A 14,243-nucleotide genomic window follows, 5' to 3' on the forward strand; every position below is an offset into this window, starting at 1 on the left:
ACCACTCACCTCAGACCTCTTCGACCGAGCTCGGCTCGCGCCGGGACAGGTCGATGCCCAGCTCCTCCGCGGCCCGGAACACCTCGTCGTCGGTCTCGCGCATCTCCAGGGCCACACCGTCGCTGGACAGCACCTCGACGTTGAGGCACAGCGACTGCAGCTCCTTGAGCAGCACCTTGAACGACTCCGGGATGCCCGGCTCGGGGATGTTCTCGCCCTTGACGATCGCCTCGTAGACCTTCACCCGGCCCAGGACGTCGTCGGACTTGATGGTCAGCAGCTCCTGCAGGGCGTACGCGGCGCCGTACGCCTGCATCGCCCAGCACTCCATCTCGCCGAAGCGCTGGCCACCGAACTGCGCCTTACCACCCAGCGGCTGCTGCGTGATCATCGAGTACGGGCCGGTCGACCGGGCGTGGATCTTGTCGTCGACCAGGTGGTTGAGCTTCAGGATGTAGATGTAGCCGACCGCGATCGGGTCCGGCAACGGCTCACCGGAGCGACCGTCGAAGAGCTGCGCCTTGCCGGAGGAGCCGATCAGCTGCTTGCCGTCCCGGTTGGGCAGGGTCGACGCGAGCAGACCGGAGATCTCCTCCTCGCGGGCACCGTCGAAAACCGGGGTGGCCACGTTGGTGTCCGGCTCGGACTCGTGCGCCTCGATCGAGCGGAGCTGGCGCTTCCACTCGGCGTCGTCGCCGTCGACGCTCCAGCCGGTCTTGGCCACCCACCCGAGGTGGGTCTCCAGGACCTGGCCGATGTTCATCCGGGACGGCACACCGAGCGGGTTCAGCACGATGTCGACCGGGGTGCCGTCCTCCAGGAACGGCATGTCCTCGATCGGCAGGATCTTGGAGATGACGCCCTTGTTGCCGTGGCGGCCCGCGAGCTTGTCACCGTCCTGGATCTTGCGCTTCTGGGCCACGTAGACCCGGACCAGCTCGTTCACGCCCGGAGGCAGCTCGTCGCCGTCCTCGCGGGAGAAGGTACGCACGCCGATGACCGTGCCGGTCTCGCCGTGCGGCACCTTCAGCGAGGTGTCCCGGACCTCGCGCGCCTTCTCGCCGAAGATCGCGCGGAGCAGCCGCTCCTCGGGGGTCAGCTCGGTCTCACCCTTCGGAGTGACCTTGCCGACCAGGATGTCGCCAGGGACGACCTCGGCGCCGATCCGGATGATGCCGCGCTCGTCGAGGTCGGCGAGCATCTCCTCGCTGACGTTCGGGATGTCGCGGGTGATCTCCTCCGGGCCGAGCTTGGTGTCCCGGGCGTCGACCTCGTGCTCCTCGATGTGGATCGAGGTGAGCACGTCCTGCTGCACGAGGCGCTGCGACAGGATGATCGCGTCCTCGTAGTTGTGCCCCTCCCAGGTCATGAACGCCACGAGCAGGTTGCGCCCGAGCGCCATCTCGCCCTCGTCGGTGCACGGACCGTCGGCGATGACCTGGCCGGCCTCGACGCGGTCGCCCTCGAAGACGACCGGCTTCTGGTTGACGCAGGAGCCGGCGTTGGAGCGGCGGAACTTGTGCAGCAGGTACGTCCGGCGGTGGCCGTCGTCCTGGTGGACGGTGATGTAGTCGGCGCAGAGGTCCTCGATCACGCCACCGACCTCGGCCACGACGACGTCACCGGCGTCGACGGCCGCGCGGTACTCCATGCCCGTACCGACCAGCGGGGACTCCGCCTTGACCAGCGGCACCGCCTGGCGCTGCATGTTCGCGCCCATGAGCGCGCGGTTGGCGTCGTCGTGCTCGAGGAACGGGATCATCGCGGTCGCCACGGAGGTCATCTGCCGCGGCGAGACGTCCATGTAGTCCACGGCCTCCGGCGGCACGTCCTCGGTCTCGCCGCCCTTACGGCGGACCAGGACGCGGTCCTCGGCGAACGACCCGTCGGACTTCAGCGGGGCGTTGGCCTGCGCCTTGACGAACCGGTCCTCCTCGTCCGCGGTCAGGTAGTCGATCTGGTCGGTGACCCGACCGTTGACGACCTTCCGGTACGGCGTCTCGATGAAGCCGAACGGGTTGACCCGGGCGAAGGTGGACAGCGCGCCGATCAGACCGATGTTCGGGCCTTCCGGCGTCTCGATCGGGCACATCCGGCCGTAGTGGGACGGGTGCACGTCGCGGACCTCGAAGCCGGCCCGCTCCCGGGACAGACCACCCGGGCCGAGCGCGCTCAGCCGGCGCCGGTGGGTCAGGCCCGCCAGCGGGTTGGTCTGGTCCATGAACTGGGACAGCTGCGAGGTGCCGAAGAACTCCTTGATCGCCGCCACCACCGGGCGGATGTTGATCAGGGTCTGCGGGGTGATCGCCTCGACGTCCTGGGTGGTCATCCGCTCGCGGACGACGCGCTCCATCCGGGACAGGCCGACGCGGACCTGGTTCTGGATGAGCTCGCCCACGGTACGCAGGCGACGGTTGCCGAAGTGGTCGATGTCGTCGGCCTCGTAGCCCTCCTCACCGGCGTGCAGCCGGCAGAGGTACTCGACGGTGGCGACGATGTCGTCCTCGGTGAGCGTGCCGGTGGTGATCGGCACGCCCAGCTCGAGCTTCTTGTTGAACTTGTAGCGCCCGACCTTGGCGACGTCGTACCGCTTCGGGTTGAAGAAGAGGTTGTCGAGCAGGGTCTGGGCGTTCTCGCGGGTCGGCGGCTCGCCAGGGCGGAGCTTCCGGTAGATGTCGAGCAGCGCCTCGTCCTGGCCGGCGATGTGGTCCTTCTCCAGCGTGGTCATCATCAGCTCGGACCAGCCGAACTTCTCGCGGATCTGCTCCGCCGACCACCCGATGGCCTTGAGCAGGACGGTGACGGCCTGCCGGCGCTTGCGGTCGATACGGACGCCGACCGTGTCGCGCTTGTCGATGTCGAACTCCAGCCAGGCACCCCGGCTCGGGATGACCTTGACGCTGGAGAGGTCGCGGTCGGAGGTCTTGTCCGGCTGCTTGTCGAAGTAGACGCCCGGCGAGCGGACGAGCTGGCTGACCACGACGCGCTCGGTGCCGTTGATGATGAAGGTGCCCTTCGGCGTCATCATCGGGAAGTCACCCATGAACACCGTCTGGCTCTTGATCTCGCCGGTGGTGTTGTTGGTGAACTCCGCCGTCACGAACAGCGGGGCGCAGTAGGTCAGGTCCTTCTCCTTGCACTCCTCGATCGAGGCCTTGACCTCGTCGAAGCGCGGAGCCGAGAAGGAGAGCGACATGGTGCCGGAAAAGTCCTCAATGGGACTGATCTCGTCGAGGATCTCCGCGAGACCCGAGCGTGCGTGCGGGTCGTCCGCCGACCGGCCCTGCCAAGCCTCGTTGCCGACGAGCCAGTCGAAGGACTCGTTCTGGATGGCAAGGAGGTTGGGGACCTCGAGGTGTTCGGTGATCCTGCCGAAAGAAACTCGGCGGGGCGCGAAAGCGCTCGACGTACGACTGGTCTTCGCAGGGCGGGAAGCTGCCAAGATGCGTCCTTCCGAGGACCGGTGCTGCATAACGGCTGGTACGCGTGCACTCCAATGACCCCACCAGAAATAGCCGTAATCGGACATTTCCGAGCAGGGGTCGATTCGGAAGGCAGCGCAAACTAGCAGTGTAGCCGAGAGGCTAACCGCTGTCCAGCCCACCCCGCAGGTCGTCGCGGAACTTTGCCTCGGGACCCTGAAAACCGGGTCTACCGGGCCGCTCGGAACGCGACGTTCCTGCCGGGCCGCTCGGGTGCCGCGGGCCATGGTGCTGCCGCTGCCATTACCCGAGAGGTGGCCGTTGCAAGCGCGGAAGGTCTTGCTGGTGTCAGCGTGCCTGTCAGCCTGGTGTCGCGTCAAGGGCCGGTTACCGGTTGAGGTTGCTTTCCCCCCGACGGACTACCGACAGCCGTCGCCTCCAGGCCCCACCGCAGGCGCTGAACGCCCTGCTCACGCCGCTTACACCGAGCACCCGAACCCACAGCGGGCGGTGATCCGGGATCCCGGATCACCGCCCGCCACGACGCGGTGTGCCCCGGCTCACGTGAGCCGGACGCGCGTCAGGTCGACCTCAAGGTCACTTGAGGGTGACCTTGGCGCCCTCGCCCTCGAGCTTGGCCTTGGCCTTGTCGGCGGTCTCCTTGTTGACCTTCTCCAGGACCGCCTTCGGCGCGGCCTCGACCAGGTCCTTGGCCTCCTTCAGGCCCAGGCCGGTCAGCTCGCGCACGACCTTGATGACCTGGATCTTCTTGCCACCGTCGGCGTCGAGGACGACGTCGAACTCGTCCTTCTCCGGCTCGGCCTCCGCGGCGGCGGCGGCCGGGGCACCCGCGGCCACGGCGACCGGGGCGGCGGCGGTGACCTCGAAGGTCTCCTCGAACTGCTTCACGAACTCGGAGAGCTCGATCAGCGTCATCTCCTTGAACGCGTCGAGCAGCTCGTCGGTGCTGAGCTTCGCCATGTCTGGCGTCCTTTCCTGAATGGTTTAACTAAGAACGTGGGTGCGCCGCGGGGCCTCAGGCCGCCTCGGCGCCCTCCTTCTCGCGCTTGTCCTGCAGGGCGGCCGCCAGACGCGCGGTCTTGGCGAGCGGAGCCTGGAACAGGGCCGCGGCCTTGCTCAGGTTGCCCTTCATGGCGCCGGCCAGCTTCGCCAGCAGCACCTCGCGGGACTCCAGGTCGGCGAGCTTCGTGACCTCGGCCGCGGAAATGGCCTTGCCCTCGAAGACACCGCCCTTGATGACGAGCTTCGGGTTGGCCTTCGCGAATTCGCGAAGCCCCTTCGCCGCCTCGACGACGTCGCCCGAAACGAAAGTCAGCGCGGTAGGACCGGTGAACAGCTCGTCGAGGCCGGAGATGCCCGCCTCGGTCGCCGCACGCTTGGCCAGCGTGTTCTTCGCGACCGTGTAGCTGGTCTCCTTGCCGAGCGAGCGCCGCAGCTGGGTGAGCTGGGAAACCGTGAGCCCGCGGTACTCGGTCAGCACGGTGGCCCCCGCGTTGCGGAAGCTCTCGGTCAGCTCGGCGACGGCCGTGGCCTTGTCAGCCCGGATCGGCTTGTCCGCCATGTCCCTCCTCTCTCGTTACTCGGAGCTGGTACGCCGCAACGAGCGGACGCTCGCGACGGCGCGGAGGCATCACAACAACGAGAAAAGCCCCGGCGCAGGGCGCACGGGGCGAGGGCCGGCACAACGGACGCGGTCGGCGGACCACGTACAGCGCCGATTTTCGCTTGCCGCCCTGCGCGGGTCGCCCGTCATCGCGGAACCTTCGACCGTGCCGGGGCACGGTGACCAGCGGTCTCTGGGTGGAACTACCTGGCAAGGGTACGCGACGTGACCGGGTAGCACCAAATCGGCGCTGGAGTGCCATGGGTCACCCTTCGGTCGCCGACCCGAGCAGCCTCAGGCGCGGGTACGGCGCCCCTGGGCGTAGCCGGCGAGCGCCACCGCCGCCCAGGCCAGCGCCCAGCCGGTCAGCAGCAGGCCGGTCGGGACCGCCAGCTCGCCCGTCAGCGCCCGCGCGGTCGGCATCACCGGCGGCGCCAGCCACGGCGCCACCGAGCCGCTCAGCCCCAGAACCAGGGCGCCGACCGCACCGATCGTCAACACCGCGACGCCGTACCCGGCGCTGCGGGTGATCACCCGGCTGGCCAGTGCGCCCAGCGCCACCGCGGCGGGCAGGGCGAGCAGGTGGGCCCAGATGCCGAGGGCGATCCCGGCGGGCACCGACCGACCGCCGGGCGGATTCTGGCCGGTCACCCCGCCGACCAGCCACGGGAAGACCACCGCCAGGACCACCGTGCCGAGCCCGGCCACCGCGGCCGCGACCAGGCCGGCAACCTGCTCGCGGGCCGGGCCGACCACCACCCGCGCCAGCCGGCGCTGCACGTCCGGCTCCACGTCCAGCAGGATCTTCGTCTGCCACGCCAGCAGCGGGAAGAGCACAACCGCCGAGACGCCGTACGCCTCCGCCGGCTGGGCCCGGCCGCCGCCGTAGAGGACGCCGAGGGCCAGCAGGCCGGCCAGCACCGGTGCCAGCGCGTGCCCGGTACGCAGGAAGCCCGCCAGCCGCAGCCGGACCAGCGCGGTCACCGGGTCACCTCCCGAGCCGGACCGGTCAGGTCCCGCCCGGCCAGCACCCCGGCGTCCGGCGGAGCCGGAGCCGGCTCGACCGGGATCGGGGCGTCGACCGTCGGGCCACCACCCGGCCTGGGGCCGGCCGCCTGCGCAGACCCGATGCCGGGCCATGGGCCGTTCGCGGGAGACGAAACGGCATCGGCCGGCGGCACCGCGGATCGCGCCGCGGGAGGCGAGGCGGCATCGGCCAGCGGCGCCACGGCGGGAGGTGAGGCGGCGTCGGTCGGCGGTGCCGCGACGGGTCGCGGGGTGGCGTCGGGGGGCGGCCCGGGATCGGGTCGCGTGGCGGGAGGCGGGGCGGCGTGCTCGCGTACCCGGAGGACGTGGTGCCCGTCGGCGCGCAACCGGGCGACGGCGGCGGCGACCCCGGCGGCCGGGACCGCCAGTTCGACCACCGCCATGGCCGTGTCGCCCGACGACGCCTGCTCGGTCACCGTGCCGTCGGCGACCGTCCACCGCCGGGCGCCGGGCAGCCGGACGGTCTCACCACGGTGGTCGCTGACCAGGACCGTGCCGCCGTCGGCCAGCACCTCGTCGATGAACACCGGCACCAGCTCGCGGGCGGCGGCGTCCAGACCCTCCCAGGGCTCGTCGAGGACGAGCAGGCCGGGCCGCCGCAGCAGCGCCTGGGCCAGGCCGACCTTCTGGGCGGTGCCCTTCGACAACCGGGGCAACCGGACCTCCCAGAACCGGGCCAGACCGAGCCGGTCGACCCAGTGCCGCACCGCCCGGTCCGTCGCCGGACCGGAGAGACCGGCGACCCGGCCCATCGCGGCGAGGTACTGCGCCACGGTGAACGGCTGGTCGGCGGGGAAACGCTCCGGCACCCAGCCGACGGCGGCGGGCCGGTCGACCACCCGGCCGCGGGTCGGCCGGAGCCCGCCCGCGGTGAGTTGGAGCAGCGTCGACTTGCCCGCCCCGTTGCGCCCGAGCACCACCGCGGCCTCGCCCGGACCGATCCGCACCTCGGTCTGCCGCAACACCCACGGGCCGCGCCGGTGATAGCGCAACCAGACGTTCTCCAGCCGCATGCGGCAAGCCTGCCACAGCCGACAGACGAACAGGGCCCCGCCACGTGGGTGGCGGGGCCCTGTCAGGGCAGTTGTGCTCAGGCCTCGGCCGAGGCCTCGCTCAGGTTCTTCACCGCGTTCGGGTCGACCGGGACGCCCGGGCCCATGGTGGTGGTGAGGGTGACCTTCTTCAGGTACTTGCCCTTGGCCGCGGACGGCTTCGAGCGCAGCACCTCGTCCAGCACCGCCGCGTAGTTGTCGATCAGCTGAGTCTCGGAGAACGAGGCCTTGCCGATGATCAGGTGGAGGTTCGAGTGCTTGTCCACCCGGAAGGTGATCTTGCCGCCCTTGATGTCCGAGACGGCCTTGGCGACGTCCATGGTCACCGTGCCGGTCTTCGGGTTCGGCATCAGGCCGCGCGGGCCCAGGATCCGCGCGATCCGGCCGATCTTGGCCATCTGGTCCGGCGTGGCGATCGCCGCGTCGAAGTCGAGCCAACCGCCCTGGATACGGGCGACCAGCTCGTCGGTGCCCACCTCGTCCGCACCCGCGGCGGCGGCCTCCTCGGCCTTCGCCCCGGCGGCGAAGACGATCACGCGGGCGGTCTTACCGGTGCCGTGCGGCAGGTTGACCGTGCCACGGACCATCTGGTCCGCCTTGCGGGGGTCGACGCCGAGGCGCATGGCGACCTCGACCGTGGCGTCGAACTTGACGTTGGTGGTCTCCTTGGCCAGCTTGACGGCCTCGGCGGGCGAGTAGAGCTTCGACCGGTCGATGACGTCGGCGGCCTTGCGGTAGTTCTTGCTGCGCTGCATGACTTGTTACTCCTGTGGTCTTTGGCGGGCCCGCGACGTCCGCGGCCCTCCCACGAACTGATCGGATGGAGCGCTGACCGAGGTCAGTCGGCGACGTTCAGGCCCATCGACCGGGCGGTGCCGGCGATGATCTTCTCAGCCTGGTCGAGGTCGTTGGCGTTGAGGTCCGACATCTTCTTCTCGGCGATCTCGCGTACCTGGGCGCGGGTCACCGTGCCGACCTTCTCCTTGTGCGGGACGCCCGAGCCCTTCTGCACACCGGCGGCCTTGATCAGCAGCCGGGCGGCGGGCGGGGTCTTCAGCACGAAGGTGAAGGTGCGGTCCTCGTAGACGCTGATCTCGGCGGGGACGATGTCGCCCCGCTGCGACTCGGTCTGCGCGTTGTAGGACTTGCAGAACTCCATGATGTTCACGCCGTGCTGGCCGAGCGCGGGGCCGACCGGCGGCGCCGGGGTGGCCTGGCCCGCCGGCAGCTGAAGCGTGAACGTCTTGACGAGCTTCTTCTTCGGAGGCATGTCTCTTCCTGGGGCTTGGAACTGGGATTTTCGCCGGCCCGCGGGCGCGCACGGTCAGCGCGGTGCGGACAGCCGACGTTCTAGGGTAGCGCAGCCGTCGTGCCGCCCTCGGCCGAGGTCCGGCGGGACGGCAGAACGACGCACCGGCGGCGGGCCGGAAGCCCACCGCCGGCGCGAGGCGTACGTCAGATCTTGGCGACCTGGTTGAAGTTCAGCTCGACCGGCGTCTCCCGGCCGAAGATCGACACCAGCACCTTGAGCTTCTGCTGGTCGGCGTTGATCTCGCTGATCGTCGCCGGCAGCGAAGCGAAGGCACCGTCGGTGACGGTGACCGAGTCGCCGACCTCGAAGTCGAGGACCCTGACCTCGGGCTTCGCCTTCTTCTCCACGGCCTCGACCGCCGGGGCCAGCCACTTCAGCACCTCGTCGAGGCTCAGCGGCGCCGGCCGGTCGGCCCGGTCGGTCGCGCCGACGAAGCCGGTGACCCCCGGGGTGTTCCGGACGCAGGAGTAGGACTCGGCGGTCAGCTCCATCCGGACCAGGATGTAGCCCGGGAAGACCTTCGCCTGGATCTGCGACCGCTTACCGTTCTTGACCTCGACCTCTTCCCGGGTCGGCACCTCGACCTGGTAGATGAAGTCCTCCATGTCGAGGGAGGTGATCCGGGTCTCGAGGTTGGTCTTGACCTTGTTCTCGTAGCCGGCGTACGAGTGCACCACGTACCAGTCGCCGGGGGCGTAGCGCAGCTTCTGGCGCAGCTCGGCGACCGGGTCGAAGTCCTCGTCCGGGGCGGGCTCGGTGGTCGGGAATTCCGGCTCGCTGGCGGCCTCGACCGACTCGTTGTTGGCCGCCGTCGCCACCGTGGACTGCTCGCCCGGGGTCTCGGCGGTCTCGTCGTACTCAGGCACGCTCGCTCACTTCCGTCACTATGGCTGGTCGCCGGTCAGCTGGGGTTGCCGAAGACCCACAGCACCGCCTTCGCGAAGCCGTAGTCCAGGCCGGCCACGATCGCCAGCATCACCGCGACGAAGGTGACCACCACGGCCGTGTAGGTCAGCAGCTCCTTGCGGGTCGGCCAGATGACCTTACGCAGCTCGGCCACGACCTCGCGGAAGAACCGCGCGATACGGGCGAAGAGCCCGATCCGCTCGGTGTCCTTACGGGTCTTCCGGCCCTCGGTCGAATCGGCACGGGCCCTCTCGCGGGTGGCGGTGCCACCCCGGGTGACCGGCTCGTCCTCGCTCGTGGCGTCGTCTTCGGCCGTGTCGTCGACGACCGCGTCCTCAGGCAGACGCTCGTCGCCGGCGTCCTCGCCGCGCCGCTTGTTCTCGGCCACTTCGCCCTCCGTGCGGGATCTCGGGTCGCACGCCGATGGGGCGTGCGCGGCGTGCGGTCACGCCGGCCGGACCAACCGTCCCGCGACGGGCCGCGGCCGGCGGACCGACCGGGAGGGCCCGAATGCCTCGGAACCACCCCGCCGATGCCACCACCACGGGCCGGGCGCCGCCATACGGCGACGCGACCCACGGAACGGTCAGGCCTGAGGCGCAGGGGTGACAGGACTTGAACCTGCAGCCTGCGGTTTTGGAGACCGCTGCTCTGCCAATTGAGCTACACCCCTGTGCGACAACTCACCCCAACCCGAACACGCAGTGCCGGGCAGGGGTCACTTGCCCCACGGCGGACCAGTGTACGGGTAGTCGGGCGACTTTCCCAACCGGTCTACCCCTCGCGCGTCGACAGGCCGGTCAGCGAGGCGTCCGGACGGTCGCCCGGGCCTGCGACAGGACCTTCTCCCCGTGGCAGGTCGCGGTGACGTCGAGCCTGGTCAGGCCCGCCTCGGTGACCTCCTTGACCACCGCGCTGACCACGATCTCGGTGCCCTCGTCGGTGTCGGGCACGACCACCGGGCGGGTGAACCGCACGCCGAAATCGACCACCGCGTCGGGGGAACCGGCCCAGGCGGCGACCGCCCGGCCGACCAGCGCCATGGTGAACATGCCGTGGGCGATGACCCCGGGCAGCCCCACCTTGGTAGCGGTGCGGTCGCTCCAGTGGATCGGGTTGAAGTCGCCCGAGGCACCCGCGTAGCGGACCAGGTCCGCACGGGTCACCCGGAACGTCTGGGTGGGCAGCTCCACGTCAGGCCTCCCCGCGTACGACGATCTTGGACCAGACGGCCACCACCGGCTCGCCGGCGGCGGTGGTCACGTCGGTACGGGTGGTCAGGAAGCCGTGCCCGCCCCGGTTGGTGATCTCCTCGATGGTGTTGACGCAGACCAACTCGTCACCGGCCACCACCGGCCGGGTGTACGCGAAGCGCTGGTCGCCGTGGACGACCCGGCTGTAGTCGACACCGAGCGCCGGGTCCTCGACGATCTGCCGGCTGGCGGCCATGGTCACGATCACCGGGAAGGTCGGCGGGGCGACCACGTCGGAGTGCCCGAGCGCCCGCGCGGCCTCCGGGTCGTGGTGAGCCGGGTCGGTGGCGCCGATGGCGGTGGCGAACTCGCGGATCTTTTCTCGGCCCACCTGATAGGGGGCGGTCGGCGGATACGTCCGGCCGACGAAGGACGGGTCCAGGGACATGCCGCGAACCTACACGGAAAGCACAAACGCCGACCCGTACGGGCTGGCGGCTCGGCAGCCACCGTCCGTGCGGATCGGCGTTCGAAAGTGTGCGGAACCGGGCCCGCGGGGCCGGCCGAGGTCAGCGGGTCTCGCGGTGGACCGTGTGCCGGCCGTCGCGCGGGCAGAACTTCTTCAGCTCGATGCGGTCCGGGTCGTTACGACGGTTCTTGCGCGTGATGTAGTTGCGCTCCTTGCACTCCACACACGCCAAAGTGATCTTCGGCCGGACATCGGTCGCCTTCGCCACGGCGGAGTGCCTTCCTCGCTAACGGGTAACAACTACAGCGCATGAGCCTACGCCGTTACTGCGCAGACATGCAAAGTGGGCGCCTGCGGCGCCCAACCCACCGACCACCGGGTGACCCGGAGGACGAGAGTAGCGGTGGCCGGACTTGAACCGGCGACACAGCGATTATGAGCCGCTTGCTCTGCCATCTGAGCTACACCGCCGTGGCGGGTCCAGCCGGACCCTCTGAGCCCCCTTACGGAATCGAACCGTAGACCTTCTCCTTACCATGGAGACGCTCTGCCGACTGAGCTAAGGGGGCCTACCCGATCACCCCGTGGGGTGTCGCGCAGGGGAAACAGTACACGACCTCGCCGCCGAGGTGAAATCGGATCCCCCGTTACCGCGTCCGCGCAGCTCAGGGCACCACACGCAGGCGAGGCAGCTCGCCGGCGATGATCGCCTCCGGGTCGACCTGGGCACCGAACCAGGCCTCCAGCCGCTCGTACGGCAGCGGCCGGCTGAACAGGAAGCCCTGGCCGATCTCACAGCCGATGTCCTGGAGCAGCTCCAGGGTCAGCTCGCTCTCCACGCCCTCGGCCACCACGGCCAGCCCGAACTGCTGGGAGAGCGTCACCACGGCGTTCACAATGGCCAGGTCGCCCGGATCGGTCGCCATCCCCTGCACGAACGACCGGTCGACCTTCACCTCGTTCACCGGCAGCCGACGCAACTGGGCCAGGGAGGAGTTGCCGGTGCCGAAGTCGTCCACCGAGAGCCGGACGCCGAGGTCACGCAGGCGCCGCAGGGTGGGTATCGGGCGTTCCGTGCCGTCCAGCACGCCCGACTCGGTGATCTCCAGGGTGAGCCGCTGCGGCGGTACGCCGTACTCGTCGAGCAACTCCCGCACCAGGGCCGGGAAGTGCTGGTCGATGAGCGTACGGCCGGCGAGGTTGACGGAGACGGCGAGCGAGTGCTCGCCATGGCTCCAGTCCCGGCTGCGCCGCAGGCTCTCCCGGAGCACGAACTCGGTGAGCCGACCCAACTGGCCGGTGTGCTCGGCCACCGCGACGAAGTCGTCGGGGGCCACCGTGCCGTGTGCCGGGTGCTCCCAGCGGGCCAGGCACTCCACCCCGACCAGACGCCGGTCCCGCAGCGTCACCTTGGGCTGGAAGTAGACCTCCAGCGCGCCGTCGTCCAGGGCCCGGCGCAGGTCGCCGGCCAGGCCCAGCCGGCGCAGCGACCGGGACTCCAGTGCCGGGCTGTAGAGCTGGACGCTGCCGGGGACCGACTTCGCCGCCGTCGCGGCCAGGTCCACCCGCTGGAGCAGGGACACCGCGTCGCTGCCATGATCCGGGTGTACGGCCACCCCGACGGCGGTGTCCACGTCCAGGGTGAGCGCGTCGAAGACCATCTCGTCGCGGATCTGCTCGCGGAGCCGCCCGGCCAGCTCCAGCGCCGTCTCGGCGCTCTCCAGCCGCAGCGTCACCAGGAACTCGTCGCCGCCGGCCCGGCCGACGAGCGCCGAGGAGGGCGCACAGGCGCGCAACCGTTCGGCGACCTCGACGAGGATCTTGTCACCGGCCGCGTGGCCGAGCGACTCGTTGACCTGGCGCAGCCGGTCGACGTCGAACAGCAGCAGCGCCACCACCTCGCCCGGCGCCCCGATCTTGACCGCCTCGGCCACCGCGGCGGTCAGCCGCCGCCGGTTGGGCAGCTTGGTCAGCGCGTCGTGCTCCGCGTCGTGGCGGAGGCGGTCGACCAGCCGGGAGTTCTCCAGGGCCGCGGCGGCGTGCGCGGCGACCGTCTCCAGGACCGCCACGTCCCGCTGGGTGAAATGCGAGGGGTCGACGAGCCGATTGGTGACCTCGAGCGTCCCGATCGCGACCCGGCCGGAGTGGAGCGGGACGATGATCGTGTCCTTGACCCCCTCCTCGGCCAGGCTGGCGCGGAACTCGGGATCGCTGCACACTCCGCGTCCGACGGTGACCGGGCGGGCCGCGCCGACCGCCTTCCGCCGCAGTTCGGGTGGGGTGGGTCCGGTGTCCAGCAGCCCCGGGTCATCGACCCGGGCGGTGAGCAGGGTCTCCGGGTGCCGGCCCTGGGCGGGCAGCCAGAGGGTGGCGTACTCGGCCTGCATGAGCGCGCGGACCCGGCCGAGGAGGGCGTCGGCGAGCGTGCCGTCCTGGCCGCTGGCCGAGATGGCGCGGCTCAGCTCGTACATCCCGGTGAGGGTGCGGTGCTGCTGGAAGAACTCGGCGTACGACCGGTAGACCACCACGAGCCCGGTGGCCAGCACCGCGAGTGGCACCAGCGACCACCAGGACGCCTTGAGCAGGGTCAGCACGATCAGGCCGGCCGAGACGTTGATGCCGATGGTGATCGTCGCCGAGGGCAGCGCGCGAAGGGTCTCCCGGCCGGCATGCCAGCCCAGCAGCAGAGCCTGCACCGCGGCGATCGAGGTGAGGCTGACCAGGATCACCATGCTGACGGCGAGGCACAGGCCGAGCCAGGTGGCGGGACCGACGTCCCGGGACGGCGGCAGCGCGTGCAGGACGAGGACACCCAGGGACGTACCGGCAGCCGCGCGGGCGACGTTGAACCAGAGCTTGGGTGCCGCCAACCGGTGCCGCAGATGGGTGACCAGCGACGACAGGGTGTAGATAAGGACGACCGTCAGCGGTGGCAGGAAGTAGAACGCCAGCACCAGCGGCAGCTCGGTGAGCGTCATGCCCAGCGACTGCCGGCGGACGACCAAGCCGACGACCGGGGCGCTGGCCACGATCATGAGGGCCAGCAGCACCGCGGCCGGCAACCAGCCACCGATGGGCGGCTTAACGATCAGGCCGGTGAGTGTCGCGCACGCGACGGCGAGCAGGACGAGCGGTGCTGTGACGATCCAGGCGTCCTCCGACGACCTGCGCCTCGGCGTGCCTCGCCCGCTCATCCCACTCCCAACCCGGCGGGTGGC

13 protein-coding genes and 3 tRNA genes are annotated in these 14,243 nt (G+C 70.3%); all 16 read right to left on the minus strand.

Features of this window, described 5'->3' with window-relative positions; translation table 11 throughout:
• Window positions 1-10: 10 nt before the first annotated feature.
• Complete coding sequence (rpoB, locus tag GA0070621_RS20305; protein ID WP_091198315.1) at window positions 11-3,442, minus strand: DNA-directed RNA polymerase subunit beta; 3,432 nt, start codon at window positions 3,440-3,442, stop codon at window positions 11-13.
• 577 nt (window positions 3,443-4,019) lie between these two features.
• Window positions 4,020-4,403, minus strand: a complete 384-nt coding sequence (gene rplL, locus GA0070621_RS20310) for a 50S ribosomal protein L7/L12 (RefSeq protein WP_091198318.1) — start codon at window positions 4,401-4,403, stop codon at window positions 4,020-4,022.
• 55 nt (window positions 4,404-4,458) lie between these two features.
• Complete coding sequence (rplJ, locus tag GA0070621_RS20315) at window positions 4,459-5,004, minus strand: 50S ribosomal protein L10 (protein ID WP_091198320.1); 546 nt, start codon at window positions 5,002-5,004, stop codon at window positions 4,459-4,461.
• A gap of 336 nt (window positions 5,005-5,340) precedes the next feature.
• A complete protein-coding gene (locus GA0070621_RS20320; protein WP_091198323.1) occupies window positions 5,341-6,030 on the minus strand; it encodes a hypothetical protein in 690 nt (229 codons plus the stop codon).
• Window positions 6,027-7,106, minus strand: a complete 1,080-nt coding sequence (locus tag GA0070621_RS20325; protein ID WP_167667089.1) for an ABC transporter ATP-binding protein — start codon at window positions 7,104-7,106, stop codon at window positions 6,027-6,029. Before GA0070621_RS20325 ends, GA0070621_RS20320 begins: the two co-directional genes overlap by 4 nt.
• Before the next feature lie 77 nt (window positions 7,107-7,183).
• Window positions 7,184-7,900 carry a 50S ribosomal protein L1 gene (gene rplA, locus GA0070621_RS20330; RefSeq protein ID WP_091198326.1) on the minus strand — a complete coding sequence of 239 codons (717 nt, stop codon included), beginning with the start codon at window positions 7,898-7,900 and terminating at the stop codon, window positions 7,184-7,186.
• A gap of 83 nt (window positions 7,901-7,983) precedes the next feature.
• Window positions 7,984-8,415: a 50S ribosomal protein L11 gene (rplK, locus tag GA0070621_RS20335; RefSeq protein WP_091198330.1), complete on the minus strand. Its 432-nt coding sequence runs from the start codon at window positions 8,413-8,415 to the stop codon at window positions 7,984-7,986.
• Between the two features lie 185 nt (window positions 8,416-8,600).
• Window positions 8,601-9,323, minus strand: coding sequence for a transcription termination/antitermination protein NusG (nusG, locus tag GA0070621_RS20340; RefSeq protein ID WP_091198334.1), 723 nt, complete (start codon window positions 9,321-9,323; stop codon window positions 8,601-8,603).
• A 35-nt stretch (window positions 9,324-9,358) separates the two neighbouring features.
• On the minus strand, window positions 9,359-9,751 hold the full coding sequence (gene secE / locus GA0070621_RS20345) for a preprotein translocase subunit SecE (protein WP_091198336.1): 393 nt from the start codon (window positions 9,749-9,751) through the stop codon (window positions 9,359-9,361).
• A 212-nt stretch (window positions 9,752-9,963) separates the two neighbouring features.
• A tRNA-Trp gene (locus tag GA0070621_RS20350) sits at window positions 9,964-10,036 on the minus strand.
• A 127-nt stretch (window positions 10,037-10,163) separates the two neighbouring features.
• Window positions 10,164-10,556: a MaoC family dehydratase gene (locus GA0070621_RS20355; protein ID WP_091198339.1), complete on the minus strand. Its 393-nt coding sequence runs from the start codon at window positions 10,554-10,556 to the stop codon at window positions 10,164-10,166.
• A gap of 1 nt (window position 10,557) precedes the next feature.
• Window positions 10,558-11,004 carry a MaoC family dehydratase N-terminal domain-containing protein gene (locus GA0070621_RS20360; protein WP_091198341.1) on the minus strand — a complete coding sequence of 149 codons (447 nt, stop codon included), beginning with the start codon at window positions 11,002-11,004 and terminating at the stop codon, window positions 10,558-10,560.
• A 121-nt stretch (window positions 11,005-11,125) separates the two neighbouring features.
• On the minus strand, window positions 11,126-11,293 hold the full coding sequence (gene rpmG / locus GA0070621_RS20365; protein WP_007073056.1) for a 50S ribosomal protein L33: 168 nt from the start codon (window positions 11,291-11,293) through the stop codon (window positions 11,126-11,128).
• A 130-nt stretch (window positions 11,294-11,423) separates the two neighbouring features.
• A tRNA-Met gene (locus GA0070621_RS20370) sits at window positions 11,424-11,496 on the minus strand.
• Between the two features lie 25 nt (window positions 11,497-11,521).
• Window positions 11,522-11,594: transfer RNA gene (locus tag GA0070621_RS20375), tRNA-Thr, on the minus strand.
• Window positions 11,595-11,690: 96 nt separating this feature from the next.
• Window positions 11,691-14,219 carry a putative bifunctional diguanylate cyclase/phosphodiesterase gene (locus GA0070621_RS20380; protein ID WP_091198344.1) on the minus strand — a complete coding sequence of 843 codons (2,529 nt, stop codon included), beginning with the start codon at window positions 14,217-14,219 and terminating at the stop codon, window positions 11,691-11,693.
• Window positions 14,220-14,243: the final 24 nt, after the last annotated feature.

It is taken from the genome of Micromonospora narathiwatensis (genome assembly GCF_900089605.1).
GTDB lineage: Bacteria > Actinomycetota > Actinomycetes > Mycobacteriales > Micromonosporaceae > Micromonospora > Micromonospora narathiwatensis.